The sequence below is a fragment of the Rhizobium sp. B230/85 genome (assembly GCF_019355735.1).
GTDB classification, from domain to species: domain Bacteria; phylum Pseudomonadota; class Alphaproteobacteria; order Rhizobiales; family Rhizobiaceae; genus Rhizobium; species Rhizobium rhododendri.
The window spans coordinates 135686-160774 of sequence record NZ_CP072157.1 but is presented as its reverse complement, the minus strand read 5'-3'; the positions used below and the strand labels follow the sequence as shown (position 1 = coordinate 160774).

The following is a 25089-nucleotide window of genomic DNA, read 5'->3' as shown; positions in this document are numbered from 1 at the left end:
GACCCCGCGACAGCCGATGATATTGTCAGAATGACGTTCGCGCGGCTGTCCATCTCGAAATACAGCCGTCGAAACGGCTCAGCCGCGAGGTTGTCCGATGACGCGAAACACAGGAAGAAAGTCATGACAGTTCGGTTTGCAGAACGGATGATCAACGTTAAGCCATCGGCCATCCGCGAGCTTCTGCAGCTCGGGGCGGACCCGTCGATCATCTCCTTCGGCGGGGGATACCCGGACGCTTCTCTTTTCCCGCTGCCGGAGCTCAACGAAGTCTTCAAGGTGGCCATCATCGACCAGGGTCGGGAATCCCTCCAGTACACGGTTTCAAACGGAACTCCGAAGCTCCGGGCCCAGGTCGCCGGACGGTTGGCGGCTGATGGGATCATCTGCGGCGCGGACAACGTACTCATTCTGCAGGGCGGCCAGCAGGGCCTCGATCTCGTTGCCAAGATGCTTATCAACAAAGGCGACCTCATCATCGTCGAAGACCCCACGTTCCTCGGAGCGCTGGCGGCTTTCAACCCGTACGAGCCCCGCTACGCGACCGTCCCGATGGATCAGGACGGCATGGACATGAACGCGCTTGAAGAGACGCTGAAGGCGAACCCCGACGCGAAGTTCATCTACACGATCCCGGAATTTCAGAATCCGACAGGCGTCACTATGAGCCTCGACCGGAGGAAGGTCCTCATCGAACTCGCGAACCGGTATGACGTCATCATCCTCGAAGACACGCCATATCGTGAAATCCGTTTCGAAGGCGAGCCGATCGCGGCGATCAAGAGCCTCGATACTGAAGACCGTGTCATCTACCTTGGCAGCTTCTCTAAAATCCTCGCCCCGGGCCTACGCCTCGGATGGGCGGTCGCCTCAGAGGACCTCGTCCAGCGTCTGACGTTGTTGAAGCTTGGTGCCGACACGCAGTGCAGCACCTTGAACATGGCCGCCGTGTCCCTCTTTCTGGAAAACTATGATATCGACCAACATATCGTCTCGATCCGGAAGACCTACCTGCGGAAGAAGAACCTCATCCTCGACACCATCAGGGCCACCTTCCCTCAGGAAGTCTCCTTTACGGAGCCAAGCGGCGGAATGTTCACCTGGCTGACGTTCGCAGAAGGCTTCGACGCCGGCCGTTTCATGAAAGAACGCGCACTGCCCGAGGCGAAGGTCGCCTATGTTCCCGGCGCGCCATTCTTCGCGGTGAGGCCCGAACCGAACCATGCCCGTGTCAGCTATTCCACCCAGACGGACGAAGCTATCGTCGAGGGCATGACCAGATTGGGCAAACTCCTCAAGGCCGCCGCTGCGAACACCCGTACGGCCTGAGCCTCTCTTTCTTCCAGCGGAGCAATCGACATGGTGACAATGTTCGACGCCATCCGGCCACAGTCGGGCCGACCGAGACATCCGGAAAAAGCGAATCGCCCCGACACCGAGGTGATGCGCAAACCCGACTGGATCAGAGTGAGAGCTTCGACCTCGAAGGGCTACGCTGAAACCCGCTCGATCGTCAAGGAACACAAGCTCGTCGCCGTCTGCGAGGAGCCAGGCTTCCCCAATATCGGCGAGTGCTGGGACAAGAAGCACGCGACCTTCATGATCATGGGGGAAATCTGCACCCGCGCCTGTGCCTTCTGCAACGTGACCACAGGCAAGCCGAACGCGCTTGATATGGCCGAGCCCGAAAACGTCGCCAAGGCGGTTCGCGAAATGGGCCTCAGCCATGTCGTCATAACCTCGGTCGACCGCGACGATCTGGCCGACGGGGGTGCCGAACACTTCGATAAGGCGATTTGGGCGATCCGCGCCGCCTCGCCGACCACGACCCGAAATCCTGACACACGACTTTCTGAAGAAGCCCGGTGCACTGGAACGCGTAGTCGCCGCTAAACCGGCGTCTTCAATCACAACATGGAAACGGTGCCTGGCAACTATCTTACCGTTCGCCCCGGTGCCCGCTATTTCCACTCCGTACGCTTGCAGAATCATTGATACGCTCCACAACATCTGGAGCGGGAATTTCTCCTCCGACGGTCAACATACCGTTAAGCGCAAAAATTTGCGACAGGGCCCGTTTTTCGCTAAATCCAATCCAATCGTGCTAACCTTCATTTTCGGACGCTCCTTTGTTGTAGTGGCTAAACACCCACCGCTATGGCACATCGATGCCGTCGAGGGCGTCCACCCTATCACGTATCCTGCTTCTACCCTTACAGCATCGGCTCGTAATCAAAGCGCATCCGGAATAATTAATAATCGCTTAGACAGTATGCGCTACTTTATTGAAAGCTGAAGTCCAGACGTAACGAGTCGCCGATCAGCTGTGATTGACGGCGGTGGAGAATGCAGCAAACCGGTGGGGTCGGTAGGCTGCTTCCAGCCGAGGCCATATGACCGTTCGCTGGGTAAATGATTTGCTAGCGGCACCCTTTGCAACCATTAATACGCCGGAGCTGCAAGTGAAACACATATCTATCATTGGAAAATTCCTAATCATCATGGCTGGCTTCGGGCTGTTTGCGCTCGGCGTGTCGCTCTATTCTGGCCGACAGCTCAGCATGATCGATGCCAGCTATAGCTCCCTGCTCGATCGCGAGTCTGCCGCTGCGCTTGCGACGGCGCGAGCCAACCGAAGCCTTCAGGCCGCACGAGCCTCGGTCGGCGACCTCCTGATGGCGAACACCGATGAGCTCAATGCCGCTGCGGAGAAAGCGATTAAGGAAAACCAGGACGGCTTTGTCAAAAACATCGACGAGGTCATCGCTGCCTTGCCTGACAGGGCCGAAGGACCTGCGTTGAAGGCAGAAGGCCTTCAACTTCTAACAACCACGTGCGCTCCGACGCTTGCGGCCGCTAGGGTTGCCACTAGCGCCGCAGCAATCACTGCGTCGCAACACATGTTCCTAAGCCAGTGTCAGCCGGGTTTTGCTGTAATTTCGCCAAAGGTCACTGCATTGGGGAGCAGTATTGCCGATGCAGCGTCAAAGGAAAGCGATAGGCTGACCAGCGTGACCAACACCACGATCGCTACGACGCTTACGATCGTGGCAGTTGGACTTGTCGCGGTCCTAGTGCTCGGCTTCCTCGCCATTCGCTCCTGGCTTGTTACGCCGATCCAGCAGTTGGCGAAAACGATGAACGTGCTTGCCAGTGGCGATCTGACGGCAGCGGTCGACGATGCTAACCGACGCGACGAGGTTGGCAACATGGCCAAGGCCGTCCAAGTATTCAAGGACAACGGACTTCGTGCGAAAGAACTCGAACGGGATGCCGAATCGACTCGTACCGCCAGTGAATCAGAACGCAGCCGCGTCGCCCAGGCGGACCGCCAGCGCGCCGAGGAGATGGCCCAGGCAACATCCGGCCTCGCAGACGGGCTCAAGCACCTTTCAAGCGGAGATCTGACGTTCCGCCTTGGGGAGGCATTCGCAAGCGACTTCGAGAGCCTGCGAGCCGATTTCAATGCTGCCGTCGACCAGTTGGCCTCGAGCATGCGTTCGGTTTCCGTGGCAACGGGATCCATCGACAGCGGTGCACGTGAAATCAGCCGCAGCGCCGACGACCTTTCCAAGCGTACGGAACAGCAGGCGGCCTCGCTGGAGGAAACCGCAGCGGCGCTTGACCAGATCACCATTAACGTCTCGAACTCTTCGAAGCGGACTGAAGAAGCCCGTCACGTCGCCATCGAAGCCAACAAGTCAGCGCGGCGCTCGGGGGAGGTCGTTTCCAATACGGTCATCGCTATGCAACGTATCGAGGAATCCTCCAACCAGATTTCCAGCATCATCGGCGTCATCGACGAGATTGCCTTCCAGACCAACCTGCTGGCGCTGAACGCCGGCGTGGAAGCAGCCCGTGCCGGCGAAGCTGGCAAGGGCTTTGCGGTCGTAGCGCAGGAAGTTCGCGAACTCGCCCAGCGGTCTGCGAAAGCCGCCAAGGAAATCAAGGATCTGATCCGCAACTCCGGCGAGGAGGTCAGCAATGGCGTCAAGCTGGTGCAGGAGACCGGACAGGCCCTGAAGGTCATCGAGGAGCAAGTCATTTCGATTAACACGCAGCTGGACTCGATCGCAACATCCGCCAAGGAGCAGTCGGTGGGTCTTGCCGAAGTCAACACCGCTGTCAACCAAATGGACCAGGTAACCCAGCAGAACGCTGCTATGGTCGAGGAATCGACTGCGGCGAGCGCCGCACTTGCCGGCGAGGTCGATCGCCTGCGGGAGATCATCGCTGAATTCAACGTTGGTGGTGCCCGTGAACCAACTGCGTCGCGCAGGCCGGAGGTTGCCCATAGTCACCATAAGACGGTGGCTTCTCCCGCACGACGCATGCTTGCAAAAGTGGCCGGTGCTGTCGGCATGGGGGGTGGCAGTGCCGCCGCAGCGGAAAGCTGGGAAGAGTTTTGATTGCAGCTAAGCGAAGGACGAGCGGTATGTTTTAAATAGGACTGTGTGCCAATGGCGGCGGCGCTTTCAATACCATCCGCGGCTTCGCGGATGGTAGACACAGAGGCTCCGACAGATGGCGCCCGGCTTTCTAACGTTATAGAAAGGGCATCAACATGGACAACAATGTTATACTCGAAATGAGGGTTTTTAGGGCGGCACATCCCGCCCATCCCCCGGAGTTAGATTTGACTAATCAGCTCAAGAAGCTGAGGAATTGTATGGAGAGAATGCATGGGGTCGTTCGTCATATGATCCATGATGTAGAATCTGTTGCCGAGAGCCAGACGACCCAAGAGGTTGGCGTGGCGCCGAACCCATCTGATGAGAACCATCGATCACTCTCAGTCCTCCAAGGAAGTGAACTGCCAGAAACACCACTGTTGCAATCGTAAGTTAGAAATTTTGCATATTTGACCTGCCACTGAGAATTTCCTCCATAATGGATTAGAGTCCGGCCTATTAAGGGACGGACGAATGAAGAAGCAGAGATTTACGGAAGAGCAGATTATCGGTGTGCTGAAGGAGCAGGAGGCTGGCGCGAAGGCTGCCGATCTCTGCCGCAAGCACGGGATTTCAGAAGCAACATTTGATAACTGGAAGGCCAAATACGGCGGCATGGAAGTCTCCGAGGCGAAGCGGCTGAAGGCGCTTGAGGACGAGAATGCCAGGCTAAAGAAGTTGCTGGCCGAGCAGATGCTGGATGCGGCCGCACTCCGCGAGCTTCTCGCAAAAATGGTAGGGCCCGCCGCCCAGCGTGACGCCGTTACGCATCTGAAGACCGTCATGGGTCTTTCGGAACGACGGGCCTGCCAGATCATATCCGCCGACCGCAAGACGATCCGCTATCAGTCGAACCGACCGCCGGAAACCGAGTTGCGAGCGAAGCTGCGCGACCTCGCCAATGAGCGTCGACGTTTCGGATACCGGCGACTGTTCGTCCTGCTTCGGCGGGAGGGAGAGTCCTCCGGGATCAACCGCATCTATCGCCTTTATCGCGAGGAAGGGCTTTCCGTTCGCAAGCGCAAAGCCCGGCGGCGTGCGGTCGGCACGCGTGCACCGATCCTGGTCGAAGCGAAAGCCAATGCCCGATGGTCGCTGGATTTCGTCCACGACCAGTTCGCCTGCGGAAGGAGGTTCCGCGTGCTCAGCATCTTCGATGACGTGACGCGCGAATGCCTGGCGGCGATCCCGGACACCTCGATCTCCGGTCGTCGCGTCGCTCGCGAACTGACGACCCTCATCGAACGACGAGGCAAGCCAGGAATGATCGTCTCCGACAACGGCACCGAACTCACCTCGAATGCCATCCTTGCCTGGTCGAAGGATCACAAGGTCGAATGGCACTACATCGCGCCGGGAAGGCAAATGCAGAATGGATATGTCGAGAGCTTCAACGGACGCATGCGCGACGAGAGCCTTTTCTTCGGCCTCGATCATGCCCGCAGCGCCATCGCCGAATGGGCGGAGGATTATAACCATTTCCGGCCGCACTCATCGCTCGGATATCAGACGCCGGCAGACTATGCCGGGCTCATCGCCGCAACCGGCTCCAACGCTACGCAATGTGGAAGCTTCGCGTTTCCGCCGGTTGCTCACACCGCGCCATTTGGCGTATTCAAAGCCGCCGAGGCTCTAACCGCCGCTGGATGAAAGTTCAGTGGCAGGTCAACCAATTATGTTAATCTTTTCCATGGAAGCTCTCCCTTCTAGTGGTTCCAACAGAACTATTCTGGCACAAAGATGCCGGTGAGTGGGAGCGTCCACCCCATCGCTCACGGGTAAACCGTCCAATATCAGTAAGCGGAAGGTGTATGAAGCTTATCTGCAGGTGCTATTATCTCCCTCTAACAGGTCGCGGAAATAGCGCCAATTTTTCACCGATCCTGTTTAGACGGCTGGAAGACGGGCCGTGATGAGGCGCTTTCAGCGACCTTGTCGGCCCATTTTGTTGTAATCCGCCTGGTTCGGCGGATTCCGGGCGCGATTATGCCGTCGTCAGCAGCTTCGGCAGCCTCAGCAGATTATAAGCGGTGGCTGTCAGGGTGAACATCCAGCCGACGCGATCCTTTCCACGATGGCGGGTCTTACGCATTCCGCCGCTGGTCTTTGCCCAGCCGAACACTTCTTCGATACGCTTGCGGATACGCTGACTGACACCGTAGCCGGGATGATGGGTGGTCCGACCATCAATTGCCGAGCGTCGGTTCGTCGTGTTCTGGGCGACGTGTGGCGTCACCTTTGCGTCCCGCAAGGCAGCAACGAAATCGGCAGTATCGTAGGCTTTGTCTGCAGCCAATGTGATGCGGTGACGACCATCCATGCGACCCGCCATATCCAGAGCTGCCTCGCGCTCTGCGGTTCCACTCGCATGGGTCAGCGTGGCGTCGACAACCAGGCCGTTGCGGTTTTCCATTATGACGTGACCCATGTGGCAAAGCTTGGCCGCCTGGCCACGGGCCTTCTTGTAAAGCCTGGCATCCGGGTCAGTGGTCGACGCATGGGTTGCGTTGCTGCGCTCCTCACCGTGGAAATCACGCTCAGAGTTGCGGCCTGCGGCCTTTGGCGGCTGGTTCCCTTCAGCGCCAGAGCCGCTGTCGTCAGTGTCGCTACCATCTGCGCCGTCCCTGGCTTTGAAGCTCTTCATGCTGGCCCAGGCTTCGATCAAGGTGCCGTCCACCGAGAAGTGGTCGTCTGACAGCAATGCCTTAACCCGCGGCTGGCTCAGCAAGGCAGCTAGAAACTTGGCGGCGATGTCGCCAGCCAAGAGCCGCTCATGGTTCTTGGTGAACACGGTGACGTCCCAGATCGGCGCGTCCATCGACAAGCCTACGAACCAGCGGAACAGCAGATTGTAGTCCATCTGCTCCATGAGCTGACGCTCAGAGCGGATCGTGTAGAAGGCCTGCAACAACAGAGCGCGCAGCAGCTTCTCCGGCGGGATCGACGGCCGGCCGATCGCTGAATACATCCCCTCGAAATCCGGGGACAGAACTTCCAGCGCCTCGTCTACGATGGCACGGATCGGCCGCAGCGGATGGTTTGCCGGAACGCGGGCTTCGCAGCTCACATAAGAAAACAAACCCGCCGTCTGGATATCATTACCGCGCATGTCCTGCTCCTGCCGACCAATCACTCAGGCATGGAATCATGGCAGTCCGTTCACAGCAAGGGCCTTTTTCCGCATCCTGCTAAGAGTCCATTCAAGAAAGCGGGTAGCGAGCGAGCCTTCTGGTCATGAGCTTTATCATTGCGGTTTGGATGAAGGCGAGGCTTGTCGCTGAGAGACGTTCAAAATCCTTTGCCATTCTGCGGTTTATGCCGAGCCACGCCAGCGTTCGCTCGACGATCCATCGCTTTGGGAGCACCTGGGAACCGACCTGGTTACGTTTGACGATTTCCATCGGGCGCGGACTTGCCTCTTCGACCTTGGGGCCCTGATAGCCGCCATCGCCGCAGATTTTCTCGATGAATGGAAAGCGGTTGGCGAGCTTGTCGAAAACAAGTGCCGCTCCATCACGATCCTGAATTCCTGCCGAGTGGACCTCGGCTTTCAGAAGCATGCCAAGAGTATCGACCAGAATGTGCCGCTTGCGGCCCTTGATCTGTAGAGTCGAGGACGGGCGCGGTGGCGAAGCCCCGTTTCCCGTCCCCGCTCATCAAACCGGACGTGCGGATTTCCCGCATCCGGCTTTCCGACTGGCTTCATCGTAAGGCCCACGGCGACGACCGCCCGCGCTCGCGTCGAAGGCTCAGAACGGCCAGTTCCCCGTAGACATGCTCACGGGAGAACCGGTCCGTCCCACGCCCTTGCACTTTGTGTCGCTGTCGGAGGAAGTGCCGCGTCCGATCATAGACATGCTGATCGACGGCCTCGTATGCGGACGCCAGAGCGCCGTAGGAAAAGTATGCCGACCATCCGCGCAAGACGCGGTTCAATCGTGCCCTGACCTCATCCCATGCACCCTTGTTACCCGGCACCAAAAGTTCGCCAACCTTCAGCTTGACCCTCTGCACACTCTTCTTGGACGGACTTGCTCCCAGATACCAGCGCCCTCCGTTGGGCAGGTGGCGCGGTCCCAGGGTGTACCCAAGGAAGTCAAAGCTTTCGCGCCGGGCATCCTTCACCGAGGTCTTTGCCTCGTTGAGCGTTAGCCCCAGCTTCGTCATCACCGCCTTCGTCCACGCCAGAGCCTCATCCGCGCGACCGCGGCTGAGGATGACGAAGTCGTCGGCATAAGAGACGATATGTGCGCGAAATGCCTCGCCCCGTCCCGTCTGGCGCCAATGCTTCAGGAACCGGTTCATGTAGATGTTGGCCAGCAATGGGCTGGCGACGCCACCTTGGGGCGTGCCGCACTTATGACCTTTGCTGCCACTCATCCGCCGGTTCCCGTCGCCATCCCGTTCCTCGACCGGAGCCCGTAACCACAGCTTGACCAGCCACAGCACGTGCCGATCGACGATGCGGCGAGCCACCGATAGAAGGAGGTCCGCATGCGGGATCGTGTCGATATACTTCGACAAGTCGGCGTCGACGATGTCGGTATGTCCCCGGCACAACAGCCGGTGCGCTTCCTTGACGGCATCGATCGCGCTGCGACGCGGCCGATAGCCGTAAGCACTGTCTTCGAAGTCCGCCTCGAACACCGGTTCCAGCACGATCTTCGCTGCGGTCTGAACCACCCGGTCCCGGATCGTCGGGATGCCGAGCGGCCGTTCACCGCCGCCGGGCTTTGGGATTATCACCCGCCGCACCGGATCAGGCCGGTAGGTCTTCGAGACGAGGTCCTCACGCAAGCCCGCCAACCAAGCTTCCACGCCCGACGCTTCGATCTGCTTGAATGTCACTCCATCCACGCCCGGCGCACCCGCATTGGCGCGGGCCAGCGCGTAGGCGTGGCGCAGGATATCCTCGCGACAGACCTTGTCGTAGAGAACGTAGAAGCGGAAGGCAGGCTCATCCTTCGCCTTACGATACAGCTTTCTCTGAAGGCTCCTGATCTTATCGGGCGTTTGAAGGCTCATCGCCAATCGCCCCACCTTGCCAACGTCGAAAGCACACCAGAAGTCAGGGTCCTTTCCTCAGCCGGCATTACCCGGCTTCGTTGGTCATACGACCCTGTCCGACACCCACCCGGTCCACCGCCTTGAAGCGGTGTTGAAGCCGCGACCTCCGACCCGGATGGGTCTCCCTCGATTACCCGCATCACCATTCCAACGTGCTGTGTCCAATACCCCGGCAGATCAGACAGGTGCACGTGTCGATTGCTTCCCTGTCCACGCGGCCTTCCCCGAGCAAAAGACGGGTCGGCATCTGCATCGACTCTTTCGAGGCCTGCTCGAACTTCACTCGCGTTACGGCCCGTTGGATCGCTCGGCCACCCAAGGTGGCCTTTGTCACGAGGCTTCGACCCGGTCGATTGCCCAACCAAGCCGCTCGTCAGCTTCCGGATCAAATCGACAACTTTCCGGATGGAACCTTCCTCCATAGATGATACGCGCCTTCGAGGCGCACTTTTGCCTGCGTCATAACCGATATCAAAACGGGCGTCCGGGCCAGTCTTCACCGAATGGATGTCGATGATCGCAAATGATGGTTGCTCGTCGCGCCCCTCAAGCTGCCGCGTTCGGCAATAAAGCGCATCATGGATACGACGCCAGGTTCCGTCCCGGCAGAACCGTTTGAAATAGTGATAGACCGTGCTCTTCGTAAGCGTCCGGCGAACGCATTTTCGACTGAAGTCGGCGCGTGGTTTAGGCTTGGTTGATGGCGACGCGCGGGATTTCTACCGGGGTCCAGTTCCATGGTAGCAGTTCCTCAAGGCGATCCTTGGCGTGATCTTGGATCCGGCTCAGAACGTCGGTCAGGTAGATCTCTGGATTGTGGCCATGGAGATTGACTGTTTCGATGATGGTGGGGATATTGGCGATACGCTCGCCGCCCTTATCCGAGCCAGCGAATAACCAATTTTTTCTGCCAATTCCAAGCGGACGCATGGCGCGCTCGGCTATATTGTTGTCTATCTCATCGCGACCGTCATCGATGTAGACGCTCAATGCAGCCCACCGCGACAGCGCGTATCGCATTGCTTCGGCGAGCTTCTGTTTCTGCGGTATCGTCGCAAGCTCAGCCTCGATCCAGACCTTCAGGTCGTTTAGGATGGGATTGGCATGTTCCTGGCGCAGTGCGCGTCGCTCGTCGGCTGGCATGCCGCGGATACGATCCTCGATATCGTAGCAATGCCCACTGGCAGCCTGACTGCAGCAGATAGAAGATAGCGTCCACTACCGAGCGGAGACAGGTTTTGCGCCTACGGCCAAGACGAGGCTGCCTTGGCATGAACGGCTCTAACACACTCCATTCGCGATCAGTCAGATCGCATAGCGCATGCGGCTTCTGTCATGGTGACGCCGGGTGAAGGGTGTCTAGGCCATTCGATCTCTCCGTATTTGTCGCAAAATACAAAGAATCTGATTGCCGCCCTTCACTTAACCCCGAGCACGCACGCCATTCTTGAACAGACACTAACAATTGGGAAGTGAAAGGGCCTCTTCGAAGAGGAGCTCTCCAATGCCTCCTTACGAGGTGCCAATACATTCGGCATGAACACGCTGGACAACCACGGCATGGAAATGCGAGGAAGAGTCCCAAGGATCCTGACGTCCTCCACTATTCGGACACAACAATCCTCCGCCATCAAGCCTCAATGCTGGGGCGGATTATCGCAAGCAGTGAGCACCGGCGACCTATATTGGATTCTTCTGTCGGTCAAATAACCGGTGATAAATTCCTTGATCGAGCCGCATGAGCTCATTGTGATCGCCTTCTTCGACAATACGGCCTTTGTCGAAAACTAATAGCCGGTCCAGCATCCGCACCGTAGATAATCGATGCGCGATCACCAATGTGGTGCGGCCGACCATCAGTCGCTCCATAGCCTGTTGGATTTGTATCTCACTCTCGCTGTCGAGGTTCGAGGTCGCCTCATCGAAGATGAGAACCGGCGCATTTGCAAGAAAGGCACGAGCGATTGCGATCCGCTGGCGCTCTCCGCCCGATAATTTTATTCCTCGTTCTCCCACTGTGGTTTCATATCTCTTGGGCAGCGTCATTATAAGGTCATGGATGCTAGCTTGCTGTGCTGCCCGCTCAACTTCGTGACGCGTGGCTCCAGGTCGACCATAGGCGATGTTCTCCGCTATGGTGCGGTGGAACAGGACCGTTTCCTGCTGCACAATGGCGATCTGACTCCTTAAACTGGCTTGCGTTACTAAGGCAATATCCTGACCGTCAATAAGTATTTTCCCTGAATTCACGTCGTAAAGGCGTTGGATAAGTTTGACAAAGGTTGTCTTCCCGGAACCGGACGGGCCCACCAGGCCCACTCGCTCACCGGGGCTGATAGCAACCGAAAGCTCTTTATAAAGCGGGTCGGGTTTGGCGCCATATCGGAAGGTGACGCGATCAAAAACGATTTTCCCAGAGCAAATTCTTGCAACCGAGGCGTTGGGTAGGTCTTCGACACCAAGGGGCATTTTTTCGAGGAGAACAAGCTCTTCCATGTCGTTTACAGCACGTTGCAAATTGCGAATATCCTGGCCGACATTTCGCAAGTATCCCTGGAGGACAAAATACATGGCCAGTACAAACGCAACGTCACCCGGTGTTGCGCTGCCGCGTCGCCACATAATAAGGCCAGTTCCCAAAATGCCTGCTTGCAAGCTGACCATCATGAAGCCCTGGGCTGCATTGCCCAAGACGCCGCGTTTCCAAGTCCGATGCGTGCGGTGTTTCCATCGGTCAAGGATTTGGCTCAGGCGCGCCTCTTCTCTGCGCTCGGCGCCGAATGCTTTAACGACCGCGTTGCAACCGATAGCATCTGCTAGCGCTCCGCCAAGCTTAGTATCCCAGACATTGGAAAGTCTCGCCGCCGGCGACACCAACCCAACTGAAAGCGCTACGGTGACGCCAATGTAGATAGCCGAGCCCGCGCCTGCGAGTATTCCCATGATCGGCCAATAGCTGGCAAGGACGATACTGGCGCCTATCAGCATCACCATGGAAGGCAGGAGGGCTATCAACAGCAGGTCGTTGAGTGCGTCAAGCGCCCACATTCCGCGAGTAACTTGGCGGACAGTCGAACCTGCGAAACTATTGGCATGCCATTCGGCGGAGAACCGCTGCACTTTATAGAAACCATCGTTGGTAAGTTTTACCATGGTGCGCAGGGTGAGCTTGACGATGCTGCTGGATATGAAATAGCGAAGTACTACGGTGGTCAGCCCTAACGCCACAACGATTACAAACGCGCGCAAGGGTCCCTCTCTCGATTTGCTCTCGGCGATGGCATCAATAATTTGACCGGAAAACACCGGAATCATTACTTCAGCAACGGTGCTCGAAATCACCAACGCTATAATCAGGAACACCAAACCAGGCAGATGGCTCCAGTGCTTAAAAACAAAACTTAACACGTTGCGGTAAGCATCGGCACGAAAATCGATTTTTTTCCAAGTCGTCAACAAAGATACCCTTTTTTGAACAGCCCGTTACGTTAAACTAGCGCTGCAAAGGCGGAGCGATAAGCAATCCCATCAGAGAAAGCCTTGCCGCACTACGTGCGCTTAGAGCCGTAGGCTGCAAGGAATGTCTTCACGGCGCCCGTGATGACTCGCTCGATCTCGACATCATTAGGCGGCGCATTCATGTTGCCGAACAAACGAAGTTTAAAGAAGCTCCCACTACAGAGATCAAGATACTGACCAGCAGCAAGATCTAGATCGTCGATTTCGAGACCACCCCCATTGGAATGCCGTAAGAGAAAATCCTGCAGAACGCTGCGTAGGTTCTCAGGTCCTTTAAATAAACGCGTGCAAAGAGATGGCATTCGATCTCGCACGCCAAGCACGGTTCGCAAAGCTGTTATCACTGTCTCATCCGTTATGTGTTTCACGAAGGTTACACCGAAATCATAGAGGCTGCTTTCCAATTGGCCATGTTCGGCGAGAGTCATCCTCATGGTCGCAATGAAGGTGGCTCGCTGCCTTTCAATAGTTGCAGAAAATAATTCTTCCTTGTTATCAAAATACACATACACCGTACCCTTGGAGACACCTGCTTGGCGCCTTACGTCGTCCATGCTCGCCGCGTCGAAGCCAAGGCGCATGAAGACTTGATCGGCTCCGTCCAGAATTTTCTTACGCTTAATAGGGTCTTCGCCTGCCGGCCAGCGCCCGGGGACTGGAACCGTAGTCTTTTCTTGTTTCAATTTATGTCGTCCGCTAAATTTTCTAATGTTTATGATTTAATTTCGCCCTTGAAACCGCGCCATTCGGCTCAGACGGGATCATTGTCATCCTAAACCTTTCATGTCAAAATACCGACAGACACATTGCCTAAACAAGCCAATTAAGGAGCGCTACGTTGGCCAGATAGACCGTAGTCATCACAGATATATGAAAACCCTCGCCCGTGAGATCGCTCTTCAACAATCCGAAAGAAAAATTCGCGTCGCTTCAATTTGAACTGGCAGAGCACGCTTCAGTTGAGAAGTCCGACTGATCGGAAGACTCGTTAGAAGATATTAAAAATTCCGCATTTACGAGGCGGCGTTCTTTCGTCCTGCGGAATGACAACACCCTTTGCTTTAGCGACTGTTGTTTGTGGAATGAATGATGTCATTAGACCCTAACTCCGAACGATGTGCACTGTCGCAGAATTCCAATTCGAGCATAAGTGGCGCGCGCTGACCGTAGCCACTCTTGGTTTCGGCAGGACCCCGTGCCCCATCCCGATAGTGGTTCAACCTGACGTAAGCCACACCATGACTCACTACATTCTCCTGGCACAAAGCGCCCTCTCGGCTTCAGTTCGCGGAAATATTCTAGTCTGCGATGGGTGCCCGCTGAATCCAGTGGCCAGATAAACATTTCGCAACAAAACAACACCCACCGCAACATGGAGATCAGGCATGTATCTTGTGCCCGACACGGCGTCTTTTCAGGTTGCAATGAAACGAAACTTGCGTGCTCATTAGAAGGAGTTGGCCAATGACACCTATGTTTCAAGTGCCGCTTGCGGCCAAGCTATCCACACTTCGGAAACGACGGATTGGCGCTCACAAACGCCAATGACACGCCGACAGTATGGGCTCGCTCGGACTGGCCAAAGGCCAGGTAGCTGACTGCGCGCAAAAAATTTGAGACAAGACATTGCAGTCTACCGTGAGGCAATTCATCCTCGTAAAAAATTATCCAAAGAAACCAATCATATAAAGCTTCATAAAATCTTCATTTGCCAATTCACGAATTCGTGATCACGGTTGAGAGGTTGCAGCGCAACATAATGGCGGATGAAATATGCGACAAAATTGGGGTTTATTAGCCAGTGGCGTAAGACGACTGATGACTGGCTCGGGGTTCCAAAAAAGTACGAAGATCAAGTGCAGCAAGTTGCATCCTGATCAGCTCACCAATGAACGAAAGCGAGATCTCGGCTTTCTTGATGGACAACCCTGTAAAGGCAGCGCTGAAGAAGGGCTAGCGAGCGGAAATAGATCATTCGATCATGAATGTGCCTTCCATCTCAAGTGGTGAGGTTATCCTCGTACTACATGGTCAAAAAATCATTTTGTAAAAGAGCCGAATCCCCGCCGCTTTGTCTAATACTTCCGGCGCTGGTTTGAACATTGTGACCTAAAATATGGCGCACGCAGTGCCTAAAACGAACGGATGCCGGGTCAGTCTGTCGTGTGACAACCAAACCGGGACAAGGAGCATATCTTAGACCCACAAGAAATTTACCCTCTCCATCTCCTAATTTTAACACACACTTTGATCGATGACGATTGGAGATTCAAATGACTTTAAGAACAATAATCACAATACCTGACCCAGCACTACGTCAGATTTCTGATGCGGTTGCCCCCCAGGCCGCAGAGACGGCCGTTTTAATCGATGACATGCTGGAAACCATGTACAACGCATTTGGTGTGGGGCTGGCGGCTGTGCAGATCGGCATTCTGAAACGCGTTGTAGTCGTCGACGTCGGGGTCGTCCAGGAGGCGCGTCGGGATGCCCGGGTTCTCATCAATCCAGTGATTGTCGATACGTCCACGGAATGTTCGACTTTCAGGGAAGGCTGCCTTTCGCTTCCTGGCACCATGGTCGACGTCGTCAGGCCAGCGAGGATCACCGTCGAATACGACACGCTGGGTGGCGGCAAGGAGACTCTCGAAGCCGAAGGCCTCCTTGCCACATGTCTTCAGCACGAGATCGATCATCTCAATGGGACCTTGATAACGGACCATGGTGAGCCAGTACCCCGCGAACCGCAGGAATCTGCGTGACGCAGAAGGCCTGCTTGCGCGTGTCAAGATCCGCCCCCTATCTCTGACGGTATGTTCGGCGCAGTCTCCCTATGGTCAGGAGAGGCGCCTGACATGTATCGTCGGCCGTGAGTGGACCCGCACAGAGCCAATTTTACAGCCTTGCACGCTCAGCGCTCTGCTCTACCGTCACCCGCTATCGCGCCAAGGGCGCGTTGCGTGATGTTGGCAAGGTGTTGGGGCTGCCTGAGATCTGATCACCCAGCTTTCCTCGGGAGCCTGGGGCTGGTCGGAAGGCATCGGTGAAAAACAGCTCAAAGAAAACAACATGAACGCCGCCGACCATCGCCTGAAGCGGGCATTGGATCTTAGCGCCCAGCTGATGGGCGCGCGCCGCCATCTTGGCCAGCATCCGGGCGGCTTCGTTCTGCCGCAGGACAGGCTGGATGATCTGGTGCCGATCGAGCCGGCATCGACGAAGGACCGTCATATGGTGGAATGGGACAAGAATGACATCGAGGCCCTCAAATTCATGAGGTTCGATGTTCTGGCGCTCGGGATGCTGACTTGCATGGCGAAATCGGAGACAGCAAAGCACTTCAGAAAAACTAAAGAGGAAGCCGTCCGCACCAGCCTTGTTGGCCGACTATACCGCCGGTACTCATGGTGACTGTGAGTGGAGGGCTGACGCCACCCGACCTGATCGGACACAACTGCATCAACCTACGCCTGCCGACCTGCGGCGGGCTCTATGCCTCGGAATTCGAGAAAGACGGCTAGGCGCTCAACGTGCGCCTCGACGGTCAGCTGACCTTCAATACCGGGAGTCAATCGCTGAAAGCCGCCATCTCAGGGCTTGGACTTGCCTTCGTCACTGCGGATATGGCGGTACCGGCGATTAGCGAAGGCAGTCTCATTCGCGTCCTTGAAGAGTGCCCCCCTTCCCCGGTTACCATCTCTACTACCCCAGCCGGCGCTTGCCCTCACCCGCCATTGCCGTCCCGCTGGAGGCGTTGCGTTACCGAGGGTGAGCTGCGTGCACCTTGCCCGCCTTGAATGGATCAGGACCGTCAACTCCGATCTCGTAGAGAGTCGGCAGGGGCGGTTGCGAACTAGATCACCACCAAAGCTTAGAATTTCAACCGATCCTTATGTCTGTATCGAACGCTTCTTTAGGTGGTGACGGAACAATATTCGCTTGGAATAGCTGTATGGGCATGGAAAATTCCAAATGGAACGTGCCTGTTGTTCTCTTACCCAGTGCTCAAATCGCAAAAGAGCGTATGATATTTGATGCACGTGATGCTGCTCAAGTTCTCATTTCCGAATGGCCATGGATGCGCGGCCGGCATTACGACAACGCGTTGCGAGCTTGCGCGCTGGTTTTGGGCGGCTTCATCGAGCCTGATGCGGCGAGAACCTGACTTGTGCGAGCGGCGCGTGAAGCATCAGTAGAAATTGCAAGAGTTGATGACGTTGTTCGCATTCACATCAGCCGCGAATAAAGTTGTCTTTCTCGCGTCGAGGATAGACGTTCCAGAAAGCTAGGTCATCCTACGCTCTTCCCGGCTAAAGGTGATGACAATAGGCCCGACAATCCGAGGATTCGCCGCGCATAACCATAGTCGCGCTTAAAGATATACGAAGGACACCCCCGGTCGTTACGCTACGCCAAGGTATTGAGTAAGAGCGACATCGGGCATCTCGACTGGGCTATCACACCGAATCTGCACCGGTCGCCGGGGATGTCGAAGGCGCGAACGGCTAGTTGCAGACTGGCGAAAGGCCAGATACCTCGAAGGTAGACAAGGTTCAAGTACTCCCTCAATTCGCTGGGGAACAGAAGGTGTGGGTGGTTGCACCACCAGCAAAAGTTGGCCAGGATCAAGGCTCTTTAATCGAGAGATATATAATGCGTTTCCCTGCCCCCGCAATTTCCCGAGCTCGCCTTGAGCAGTTGATTTCTCTCAACGCTCAATCCAAGCCGATTTCGCCAGAAGTCGAGCTGAGAAGCCCCGAGCCAGAACAGACAAGCCCCACATTCCAGATTTTTCCAACCCGCATCGCTTTTTATTTTTTTGGTACTTGAAGCGTATCATTATTGTTTGCTATCGTCCGGTGATCGTTTTCTAATTCCTTTGGCAGAAAAAGGACCGTACTCATGGCGAACGTATCCAGGCTAGAGTTTCTGGCTGTTGAGGCGGCAGTTGCGGGCGTTTTGAGTTCGGTGGTTCTGTATGCGGAGGAAATTAGTGCTGTGGAGACGAAAAATACGGCTTTGACAGCGTCCCCGGTCACGCTGGAAACCTGCATCGGCTCAGGTGGGCGGAAAGCAAAAGTGCGAGGAATTCAGGGCATCTTCGCGGTTTGCGAAGTCACCCGTGGTGGCTAGAAGGTTTATGGAATTGCTGCGGATACGACGCTGATATCGATGCCGGCAGCCTTGGCAAACGATATCTGCTCCACCAGCGTATTTCCCGCTGCCCGAGGTTTCTTCCCGGGAATGGCAAACGCGCCCGACAAAAACGTCACTACGGAACCCCCCGAACAAAAGGCCGTGGTGGCTATCTATACGAATGCCGAGCCGGAGCTCCGCTTCGACAGTACAGGCGTCCCCGGATCACATGGGGTCGGCGTGAAAGTTCTTTTACATCAAAGCAGCAAGGGATTGGCTGTTGACGCATGCGAAGGGCTAGGCATGCTTGCGCGATCAGCTTCATGCGATCGTCTCGGGAACAGCGATACCGAGCCGTCCGAATTGAAATAAATCGTCGTTCTTCAAAGGTCGAACGAAAAGTCGGGAACATCGGATTGTCAATCGAGGAAACAGACAATGGTATGGCCGGCCCGCCGCGTGGACGACGGGGGCGCCCCAGGGTATTTTCCGAAAACGAGCGGCGCAAAGCCATCCTGGGTGCAGCCCAGGAAGCTTTCGTTGAACTCGGCTTCTCCCGAACGACTACACAGGTGGTTGCGGCCAAAGCAAAGGTCTCGAAGCGATCGATCTATGAAGTCTTCACCGACAAGACGGCAATGTTTGCGGAGGTCATTCGGAACGAGGGCGCGATCTTTCTTGACCTGCCAAGACCCTCGCGGGAGCAGTTGCCCCTGCTCGACACCCTGGTGCGAATATTCCGGCTCGATATCGATGAAGCCGCAGAGCTTCGTCGAGAGGCGCTGCTGCACCTGATCATGCGTGAATCGCTGCAATTCCCCGAGCTTTCCGATTACCTGTACGACAACGGCATCATCCGCGCCCGCGAGGATCTGATCGAGTGGCTAAGGTCCCAGAATGAAGCCGACCGTTTGACAATCGAGGATCCAGCAGTCTGTTCGGGAATGCTGATGGACATCGTTTTCGGTGCATTGTTGCCACGCCGGCGCCTGAAAGCGGCGGCGGACCGGGAGCTTCGAAAACTGCATATCAAAAAGCGATTGGAAATTTTCCTGAATGGAGTGAGGCGAGCATGAAGATGTTCGAAGTGCTGCGGCGCTGCTTGAGGTACCGATATTTACGGAGAAAAAGATATGGATGACAAAGTCCGGGCTGTCCTCGACCACTATCACGAAGTGATCCGCAAACAGCAGAACGAGCCGCGCGAAATGCCTCCGGGCGGGCGCGATGGTGGGCTGGACCAGCGCATGCGCGCTGTCGGGCCTGCAACCGGTCAACTGCTGAACGTCCTTGCGAAAAGCATCAAGGCACCGACCATTCTCGAAATCGGCACGTCCTTTGGTTATTCCGGCATCTGGCTCGCAGAAGCAGCGAGGGCTTCCGGCGGCCGGCTTATCACCATGGAACTGCACGCGTACAAGACCGACTATGCGCGCAAGATGGCCGAAAGGGCAGGACTTGATAGCTTCATCGACTTCAAAGTCGGCGATGCCATCGAGATGATTTCGCAGCTGCCTGACGGGATCGATTTGATACTGCTGGATCTTTGGAAGGATCTTTATGTGCCCTGCCTGGAAGTGTTCTATCCAAAGCTGAATCGCGGCGCGATCATTGTCGCCGACAATATGGTACGCGGTGGCGACGGCAATGTGAAGGAATATGCAGCCCGCATCCGTGCCATGCCGGGCATCAGTAGCGTGATGCTGCCGGTCGGCAGCGGCCTCGAAGTCAGTCGCTACGACCCGTGAAGCACATGACGCTCTTTATCAAGTCGTGACGCGGTGCTGGTGCTGAAGCCAGCCATGCTGCTGCCGGCTCGTTGCGATGCGTTTTGGTCAATCCCATGTACAATCCTGCTTGCTGGTTAGTGATCGTTTGCCGGGCATCCAGGGTCCTCTGCTGGCGTTTTCTCGCCGGTACGACCAGTGCTTATGCCTGTCTCATGATTTGATATGCGGGTTACGGATATTATCACGTTCGCGTGACGGAGTAACGAACAGCAGGTGCGCCCCGAATACCATTATTGGAGTATCCCACTCCATGTGACTATAAGGATCAGTTCATTGAAATCTTGGATCAAAATAAACCGCTTCGTCGCTTCGACAGCCTTTGTCGCGCTCATGGCGGTCCCGGCCATGGCCGAAACAAAGGCTCCTATTAAGGCTCACAACGTCGTTCTTGTGCATGGACTCTATGCCGACGGCTCAAGCTGGTCCGAGGTGATCCCGCTTTTACAGAAAGCAGGCCTGCACGTTACTGCGGTGCAGAACCCCCTCACCTCGTTCAAGGACGACGTGGACGCAACTGATCGCATTCTAGCACAACAGGATGGCCCTACGGTACTCGTTGGACATTCCTATGGCGGTGCTGTGATCAGCGAAACTGGCGATGATCCGAAGGTCAGCGCGCTTGTCTATATCGCTGCTAGAGCACCGGAAGCTGGCGAGGACTTCGCTGCATTAGGTAAGACTTTTCCGGCCACTCCAGCGAGCCAGGGTACGATCCATGAAGGTGGGTTCGCGCAGTTGAGTGAAAAGATCGTGTCCCGTAGCGTGGTGTAGCTTTTGACATCCACGGCATATCCCGGTCTTGGCCGGAGGGAATATCAACGAGCCACTGCTGGCATGCTGATGAGGGGATCATCGCTCATTTGGGCGATTGTTTCCAGCGTCATATAGCGGGACCGCTGGACGGCCCATTCATCGTTCTGCTCGAGGAGCAGAGCGCCGACGAGCCGAATGATGGCATCCTCGTTTGGAAAGATGCCAACCACCTCGGTGCGGCGCTTGATCTCACCGTTTAGGCGTTCGATGGGATTTGTAACCGGTATAAGACCTTCGGTGCCGATGTCCTGCTGCAGTTTTGAGGATTGCGGCGTATGCTGCGAGCATCCGGGACAGAGGCACCGGGAGCACGAAGGTGCGGGCAGGCCGATGCATACGATGAGCTGCGAGCTCGTGTTAGTAGCTGGCCGCCTCTGCGACTCGCCCGGTTGCGCCGAGAGCGCGAATCCGTAGTTGTCGTGTCGCCCGCAGCTCCCGTTGTTCAATCGACAGGAGGCGCTTATGCGACGGGTTATCGGAATTGATATCCACCGAACGTTTGGCGAGGTGGTTTTCTGGGAAGACGGCCGGCTCCGCCATGGTGGCCGCGTCGACATGACACGAACAGCTCTTGAGGGGTTCGGCAAGACATTAACGTCAACAGACGAAGTTGTCATTGAAGCGACAGGAAACTGCATGGCTGTATCTCGCGTCCTTTCGCCATTCGTGCGACGGGTCGTGATAGCTAATCCCCTGCAGGTCAAAGCGATCGCACAGGCGCACGTAAAGACCGACAAGATCGATGCCGGCACACTGGCCAACCTTTATGCTGCTGGGTATCTGCCGGAAATCTGGACACCAGACGCCGCCACAGAACGCATGAGAAGGCTGGTGGCCCGTCGCTATCAGGTCGTGCGTCATCGGACGCGGATTAAGAACGAGGTTCATTCAATCTTGAATGCTCACCTGATCCCGAAGTGCCCACATGCCGACCTGTTTAACGGCCGCGGGCGTGAATGGCTTAAACGCCAGCCTCTACCTGATGATGAGCAACTTGCGATACAGCGGCATGTACGCGAACTCGACAGGCTCGGGGAAGATCTTGCGGTGCTCGATCGGCAAATTGCTGAAGGCACGATGGATGATCCCGCTGTCAAGCGGCTGCTCACAATCACAGGCGTCGATCTCACCGTGGCGACGGGCTTAATGGCCGCTATCGGTAATATCAGTCGCTTTGAAAGCCCGCAGAAGCTGGTCAGCTACTTCGGGCTCAATCCGCGGGTTCGCCAGTCTGGACTTGGCGCTGCTCATCACGGACGCATCAGCAAGATCGGCCGCAGCCATGCGCGGGCCATGCTGGTAGAGGCCGCATGGGCGGCAGCCAAAGCGCCGGGGCCGCTGCATGCATTCTTTGTCCGGATCAGAGCCAAACGCGGTCACCAGGTCGCTGCTGTTGCAGTAGCGCGCAAGCTTACGGTTCTGGTCTGGCACATGTTGACCAAGCAGGCCGACTATCTCTGGGCTCGTCCTAGTCTCGTCGCACACAAAATGCGGGCAATGGAATTGCAGGCTGGGAAACCACAGAAGAAGGGCAACAAACCTGGACCTGCCTATGCCTACAACGTCAAAAAGCTCCGCGATCAAGAGATGCGAGTCGCTGAGCAAGCACAAAAGGGCTACGAACGCTTTGTCGACACCTGGCGTCCGCGCCCGCCTGATGACAAGGCGCGCGAACGCCTCAATCCGGCAAGGCTTGAATGAGGTGGCCTTACGGTGCTTTCAGCCCATGCACCGCGCCTCGCCTCGAGGTCATCAGCGCACCAGAAAAGTACCATATTTTTGACCAAAGCGCTTGTCGATCTCATCCGTCGAGTGCAGCTTTGCCCGGTGCTGCTTGGGAAAGGTCATATAGGCCAGCACATCGTTCTCTGCCTCATCCATCAGATTGGCAAGTTTTGGCACCTTCGGCCTGATTTGGTCGGCGACATTGCGCCATTGCGTGCTGGCAGCCTCCGGCGTCTCCTGGGCAAACGCTGTGGCGACGAAGGCGGAGACGACGCGCCGCCCGCTCTTTCCTGCATGCGCCAGGGCATTGCGCATGAAGTGAACGCGGCAACGCTGCCAGGTCGCATTAAGCACCTTGCTGACGGCCGTTTTGATGCTCTCATGGGCGTCGGAGACGACGAGCTTCACACCCCTCAAGCCCCGGCGCGTCAGCTTGCGCAGGAATTCCGTCCAGATTGGCTCAGCCTCGGACGTCCCGATCTCCAGCCCAAGCACCTCCCGGCGTCCATCTGTGTTGGCACCGACGGCGATGATGGCCGCCACCGACACGATGCGTCCACCACGCCTCACCTTGAGATAGGTGGGATGAGTAGGCGATGCGCGCCTTACCGCATTACGACGGCAGGTTTCGCATCGCCTCTCGCCGAACCGGACGTGCGCCTTTCGTTACGCATCCAGCTCTCCAGAAGACATGGCAAAGTCAGGCATGTCCATCCACGCGAGACGGTATCGCTCGACAGGTGTCCAGCCGAGCACTTGTTGCTCAATGGACCCTTCTCGCCAAACCCGTCTCGTCGCCCGGCGCCTGCTTGGCTGTTTTGAGCCCCACAGTTCGCTGGGTGTTGCCTTTGGACGTTTCTTACGTAGCCAGCAGTAAAGACGCAGGCCAATATACCAGTCGAGATCGACAAATACGCGGCCAGCGCCGACACAGTAGCGATAATAATTCGCCCATCCGCTGGTGATGGAATTCACCTTCCGGAGCTTTTCGCCAAGACTGACGGATATGCTGTCACGCTGCGTCAGTTGCTTGACCTTGTGACGCAGGTTGGCGGCCTTCGCCTTGGGTATTTCAACGCGCGGGCCATAGCCGTAGCGTTTATCCCAATGCGCGCTGAAGCGGAATCCGAGAAACTCGAAGCCCTCTGTCATGGCCGTTACCTTTGTCTTTTCCGGCGACAACGTTAGCCCGGTCGTCTCGATCAGGTAGTCGGCCAGAGCGGATTTCTCTGCCATAGCCTCCTCCAGCGATCCAGACACCAAAACTACGAAGTCGTCGGCGTAGCGCACCGGCAGAAACACACAGCGTCCTGCTATGCGATCACTGTCGCGGGCGCTCGCCGCTGCCGCCACCCCGTTGCTTTTGCGACGGGCTTGGGTCTTTCGGCGGTGATAGGCCCACCTTTCATACCGCTCCTCGATCGCACTAAGGGCGATGTTCGCAAGCAATGGTGAGATGATCCCGCCTTGAGGGGTACCGGCGTCCGTCCGTAAGAACTGATCCTCCGTCAAAACACCGGCCTTCAGGAAGGATCCGACCAATCGCACCACTCGTCGATCGCCAATACGCTTGCGCATCCGCTCGAGCAGGTGATGATGATTGATATTGTCGAAGCACCCTTTGATGTCCCCCTCGATCACCCAAGGGTACGGCAGCCGGTTTCGCCGGGTGTCCTTGTCCCGTTTCTGGGGCAAGGCTGCCCGACGAATGTACTCCAAGGCACCGTGCGTGTTTCTACCGGGTCGGAACCCATAAGAGACATGCCAGAATTGCGCCTCGAAGATAGGCTCCAGAAGAATCTTGACCGCGCCTTGTACGACGCGATCTCTGATGGTGGGGATGCCCAAGGGCCGGAATTGCCCTGGTTTCCCAGCCTTTGGAATCAGTTTGCGTCTGGCCGGACTTGGCTGATATGCACCACTGCGCAGATCAGCTTGAAGATCGACAAGGAAGCGATACTCACTCCGGTTCCGGATGCGTCCCACCGTCATCCCGTCGACCCCGGCAGTGCGCCCTCCTTTGTTGGAGGCAACACGATGCCAGGCATAGCGGAGCACTCTGAGGTCGGTCAACCAACCCCACATGTCGCGCCACTGGTCGTCGGGATTTGCCTTACTCCACTGATAGAGTTTGCTTTGAATGCCGAGTACCCAGACTTTGTCTGCCCGATGATCCATGTCCACAGATCACTCCTCCGTCTTTGCAATCCTATCGTCTTCCTGCTTTCCTTCGCCCTGTATGCGGCTTTCCCGCACTCCGACTACTACGAAAGCTCCGCCCTTGGTGTCGTCCATATCTGGCCGTCGCAGCGAGCCCGGCTTCCGACCGGGCAAACGATCCAAGTTCCCGTGTTCCGATTTCCAACCTTTGTGCCGTTAGGCGGTGAGCTCTACCCCGTGCAATGCGGGAGATGGGGCATAGGAGCCAGTCCCATCTCGGGTCTCTTCGAGAACCCGGCAGTAAGGATAGACGAGCCTTACCGCCTCTGATCGCTCTTTCGTGCCTCCACGCCATCACGCTAATGGAAGCGATTTCTGTGTTTCGAGGCTTCTGACGCTCACTTCGTTGTCTCGCCATGGGCACTGCG

At 56.6% G+C, this 25089-nt stretch carries 15 protein-coding genes and 9 pseudogenes; 13 read left to right on the top strand and 11 right to left on the bottom strand.

What is annotated here, in order from left to right; genetic code table 11:
* Nucleotides 1-123 precede the first annotated feature (123 nt).
* The 4 genes and pseudogenes from J5289_RS18985 to J5289_RS18970 all read left to right on the top strand — a co-directional run bounded on the left by J5289_RS18985 (nt 124) and on the right by J5289_RS18970 (nt 6101).
* Nucleotides 124-1329 (top strand): PLP-dependent aminotransferase family protein, encoded by a 1206-nt coding sequence (locus J5289_RS18985; protein WP_209207667.1) that lies wholly within the window; start codon nt 124-126, stop codon nt 1327-1329.
* Nucleotides 1330-1359: 30 nt separating this feature from the next.
* Nucleotides 1360-1983: pseudogene (locus J5289_RS18980) on the top strand (lipoyl synthase); the annotation flags it as partial.
* Nucleotides 1984-2462: 479 nt separating this feature from the next.
* On the top strand, nt 2463-4409 hold the full coding sequence (locus tag J5289_RS18975; protein ID WP_209207666.1) for a HAMP domain-containing methyl-accepting chemotaxis protein: 1947 nt from the start codon (nt 2463-2465) through the stop codon (nt 4407-4409).
* Between the two features lie 516 nt (nt 4410-4925).
* Entirely contained in the window at nt 4926-6101 is a 1176-nt protein-coding gene (locus tag J5289_RS18970) for an IS3 family transposase (protein WP_209207665.1), read from the top strand.
* Between the two features lie 334 nt (nt 6102-6435).
* Here the strand turns inward: J5289_RS18970 and J5289_RS18965 are convergent, their stop codons facing one another.
* From J5289_RS18965 to J5289_RS18940, 7 genes and pseudogenes are all read right to left on the bottom strand, one after another.
* Complete coding sequence (locus J5289_RS18965) at nt 6436-7560, bottom strand: IS5 family transposase (protein WP_209207664.1); 1125 nt, start codon at nt 7558-7560, stop codon at nt 6436-6438.
* 91 nt (nt 7561-7651) lie between these two features.
* Nucleotides 7652-8056 (bottom strand): annotated as a pseudogene (locus tag J5289_RS18960) (transposase); the annotation flags it as partial.
* 97 nt (nt 8057-8153) lie between these two features.
* The gene (gene ltrA, locus J5289_RS18955) at nt 8154-9476 is read right to left on the bottom strand and encodes a group II intron reverse transcriptase/maturase (protein WP_209207663.1); all 1323 of its coding nucleotides are present in this window, start codon (nt 9474-9476) and stop codon (nt 8154-8156) included.
* A 729-nt stretch (nt 9477-10205) separates the two neighbouring features.
* Nucleotides 10206-10697 (bottom strand): annotated as a pseudogene (locus J5289_RS18950) (transposase); the annotation flags it as partial.
* A 40-nt stretch (nt 10698-10737) separates the two neighbouring features.
* Nucleotides 10738-10791, bottom strand: a pseudogene (locus J5289_RS29325) (hypothetical protein); the annotation flags it as partial.
* A 407-nt stretch (nt 10792-11198) separates the two neighbouring features.
* Nucleotides 11199-12974, bottom strand: a complete 1776-nt coding sequence (locus J5289_RS18945; RefSeq protein WP_209187835.1) for an ABC transporter ATP-binding protein — start codon at nt 12972-12974, stop codon at nt 11199-11201.
* A 92-nt stretch (nt 12975-13066) separates the two neighbouring features.
* Entirely contained in the window at nt 13067-13720 is a 654-nt protein-coding gene (locus tag J5289_RS18940; RefSeq protein WP_209186528.1) for a TetR/AcrR family transcriptional regulator, read from the bottom strand.
* A 1590-nt stretch (nt 13721-15310) separates the two neighbouring features.
* Here J5289_RS18940 and def point away from each other — a divergent pair.
* From def to J5289_RS18920, 5 genes and pseudogenes are all read left to right on the top strand, one after another.
* Entirely contained in the window at nt 15311-15799 is a 489-nt protein-coding gene (gene def / locus J5289_RS18935) for a peptide deformylase (RefSeq protein WP_209186529.1), read from the top strand.
* Between the two features lie 149 nt (nt 15800-15948).
* Nucleotides 15949-16361: pseudogene (gene dnaE2 / locus J5289_RS18930) on the top strand (error-prone DNA polymerase); the annotation flags it as partial.
* A 107-nt stretch (nt 16362-16468) separates the two neighbouring features.
* A pseudogene (locus J5289_RS29320) lies at nt 16469-16809 on the top strand (LysR substrate-binding domain-containing protein); the annotation flags it as partial.
* Nucleotides 16810-16989: 180 nt separating this feature from the next.
* Entirely contained in the window at nt 16990-17202 is a 213-nt protein-coding gene (locus J5289_RS18925) for a DUF982 domain-containing protein (RefSeq protein WP_209186530.1), read from the top strand.
* A gap of 737 nt (nt 17203-17939) precedes the next feature.
* Nucleotides 17940-18170, top strand: a complete 231-nt coding sequence (locus tag J5289_RS18920) for a hypothetical protein (protein WP_209186532.1) — start codon at nt 17940-17942, stop codon at nt 18168-18170.
* A gap of 5 nt (nt 18171-18175) precedes the next feature.
* Here the strand turns inward: J5289_RS18920 and J5289_RS29315 are convergent, their stop codons facing one another.
* A complete protein-coding gene (locus J5289_RS29315) occupies nt 18176-18310 on the bottom strand; it encodes a hypothetical protein (protein ID WP_257623452.1) in 135 nt (44 codons plus the stop codon).
* A 306-nt stretch (nt 18311-18616) separates the two neighbouring features.
* On the opposite strand from J5289_RS29315, the gene J5289_RS18915 reads away from it, so the two are divergent.
* From J5289_RS18915 to J5289_RS18905, 3 genes and pseudogenes are all read left to right on the top strand, one after another.
* Nucleotides 18617-19249 (top strand): TetR/AcrR family transcriptional regulator, encoded by a 633-nt coding sequence (locus J5289_RS18915; protein WP_209186533.1) that lies wholly within the window; start codon nt 18617-18619, stop codon nt 19247-19249.
* A 57-nt stretch (nt 19250-19306) separates the two neighbouring features.
* The gene (locus J5289_RS18910; RefSeq protein WP_209186534.1) at nt 19307-19921 is read left to right on the top strand and encodes an O-methyltransferase; all 615 of its coding nucleotides are present in this window, start codon (nt 19307-19309) and stop codon (nt 19919-19921) included.
* Nucleotides 19922-20293: 372 nt separating this feature from the next.
* Nucleotides 20294-20707: pseudogene (locus J5289_RS18905) on the top strand (alpha/beta fold hydrolase); the annotation flags it as partial.
* A 71-nt stretch (nt 20708-20778) separates the two neighbouring features.
* Here the strand turns inward: J5289_RS18905 and J5289_RS18900 are convergent.
* Nucleotides 20779-20994 (bottom strand): annotated as a pseudogene (locus J5289_RS18900) (transposase); the annotation flags it as partial.
* A 262-nt stretch (nt 20995-21256) separates the two neighbouring features.
* On the opposite strand from J5289_RS18900, the gene J5289_RS18895 reads away from it, so the two are divergent.
* Entirely contained in the window at nt 21257-22477 is a 1221-nt protein-coding gene (locus J5289_RS18895) for an IS110 family transposase (protein ID WP_209207699.1), read from the top strand.
* 78 nt (nt 22478-22555) lie between these two features.
* Here the strand turns inward: J5289_RS18895 and J5289_RS18890 are convergent.
* Both J5289_RS18890 and ltrA (J5289_RS18885) read right to left on the bottom strand, forming a co-directional pair.
* Nucleotides 22556-23083 (bottom strand): annotated as a pseudogene (locus J5289_RS18890) (transposase); the annotation flags it as partial.
* Between the two features lie 84 nt (nt 23084-23167).
* Nucleotides 23168-24679, bottom strand: a complete 1512-nt coding sequence (gene ltrA / locus J5289_RS18885; protein WP_247750787.1) for a group II intron reverse transcriptase/maturase — start codon at nt 24677-24679, stop codon at nt 23168-23170.
* Nucleotides 24680-25089: the final 410 nt, after the last annotated feature.

Bases quoted from the DNA above. Each gene is read 5' to 3' on its own strand.
- J5289_RS18985 (WP_209207667.1), top strand. From the start codon at position 124: ATGACAGTTCGGTTTGCAGAACGGATGATCAACGTTAAGCCATCGGCC.
- J5289_RS18970 (WP_209207665.1), top strand. From the start codon at position 4,926: ATGAAGAAGCAGAGATTTACGGAAGAGCAGATTATCGGTGTGCTGAAG.
- J5289_RS18965 (WP_209207664.1), bottom strand. From the start codon at position 7,560: ATGCGCGGTAATGATATCCAGACGGCGGGTTTGTTTTCTTATGTGAGC.
- ltrA (WP_209207663.1), bottom strand. From the start codon at position 9,476: ATGAGCCTTCAAACGCCCGATAAGATCAGGAGCCTTCAGAGAAAGCTG.
- def (WP_209186529.1), top strand. From the start codon at position 15,311: ATGACTTTAAGAACAATAATCACAATACCTGACCCAGCACTACGTCAG.
- J5289_RS18925 (WP_209186530.1), top strand. From the start codon at position 16,990: ATGGGCATGGAAAATTCCAAATGGAACGTGCCTGTTGTTCTCTTACCC.
- J5289_RS18920 (WP_209186532.1), top strand. From the start codon at position 17,940: ATGGCGAACGTATCCAGGCTAGAGTTTCTGGCTGTTGAGGCGGCAGTT.
- J5289_RS18915 (WP_209186533.1), top strand. From the start codon at position 18,617: ATGGCCGGCCCGCCGCGTGGACGACGGGGGCGCCCCAGGGTATTTTCC.
- J5289_RS18910 (WP_209186534.1), top strand. From the start codon at position 19,307: ATGGATGACAAAGTCCGGGCTGTCCTCGACCACTATCACGAAGTGATC.
- ltrA (WP_247750787.1), bottom strand. From the start codon at position 24,679: ATGGATCATCGGGCAGACAAAGTCTGGGTACTCGGCATTCAAAGCAAA.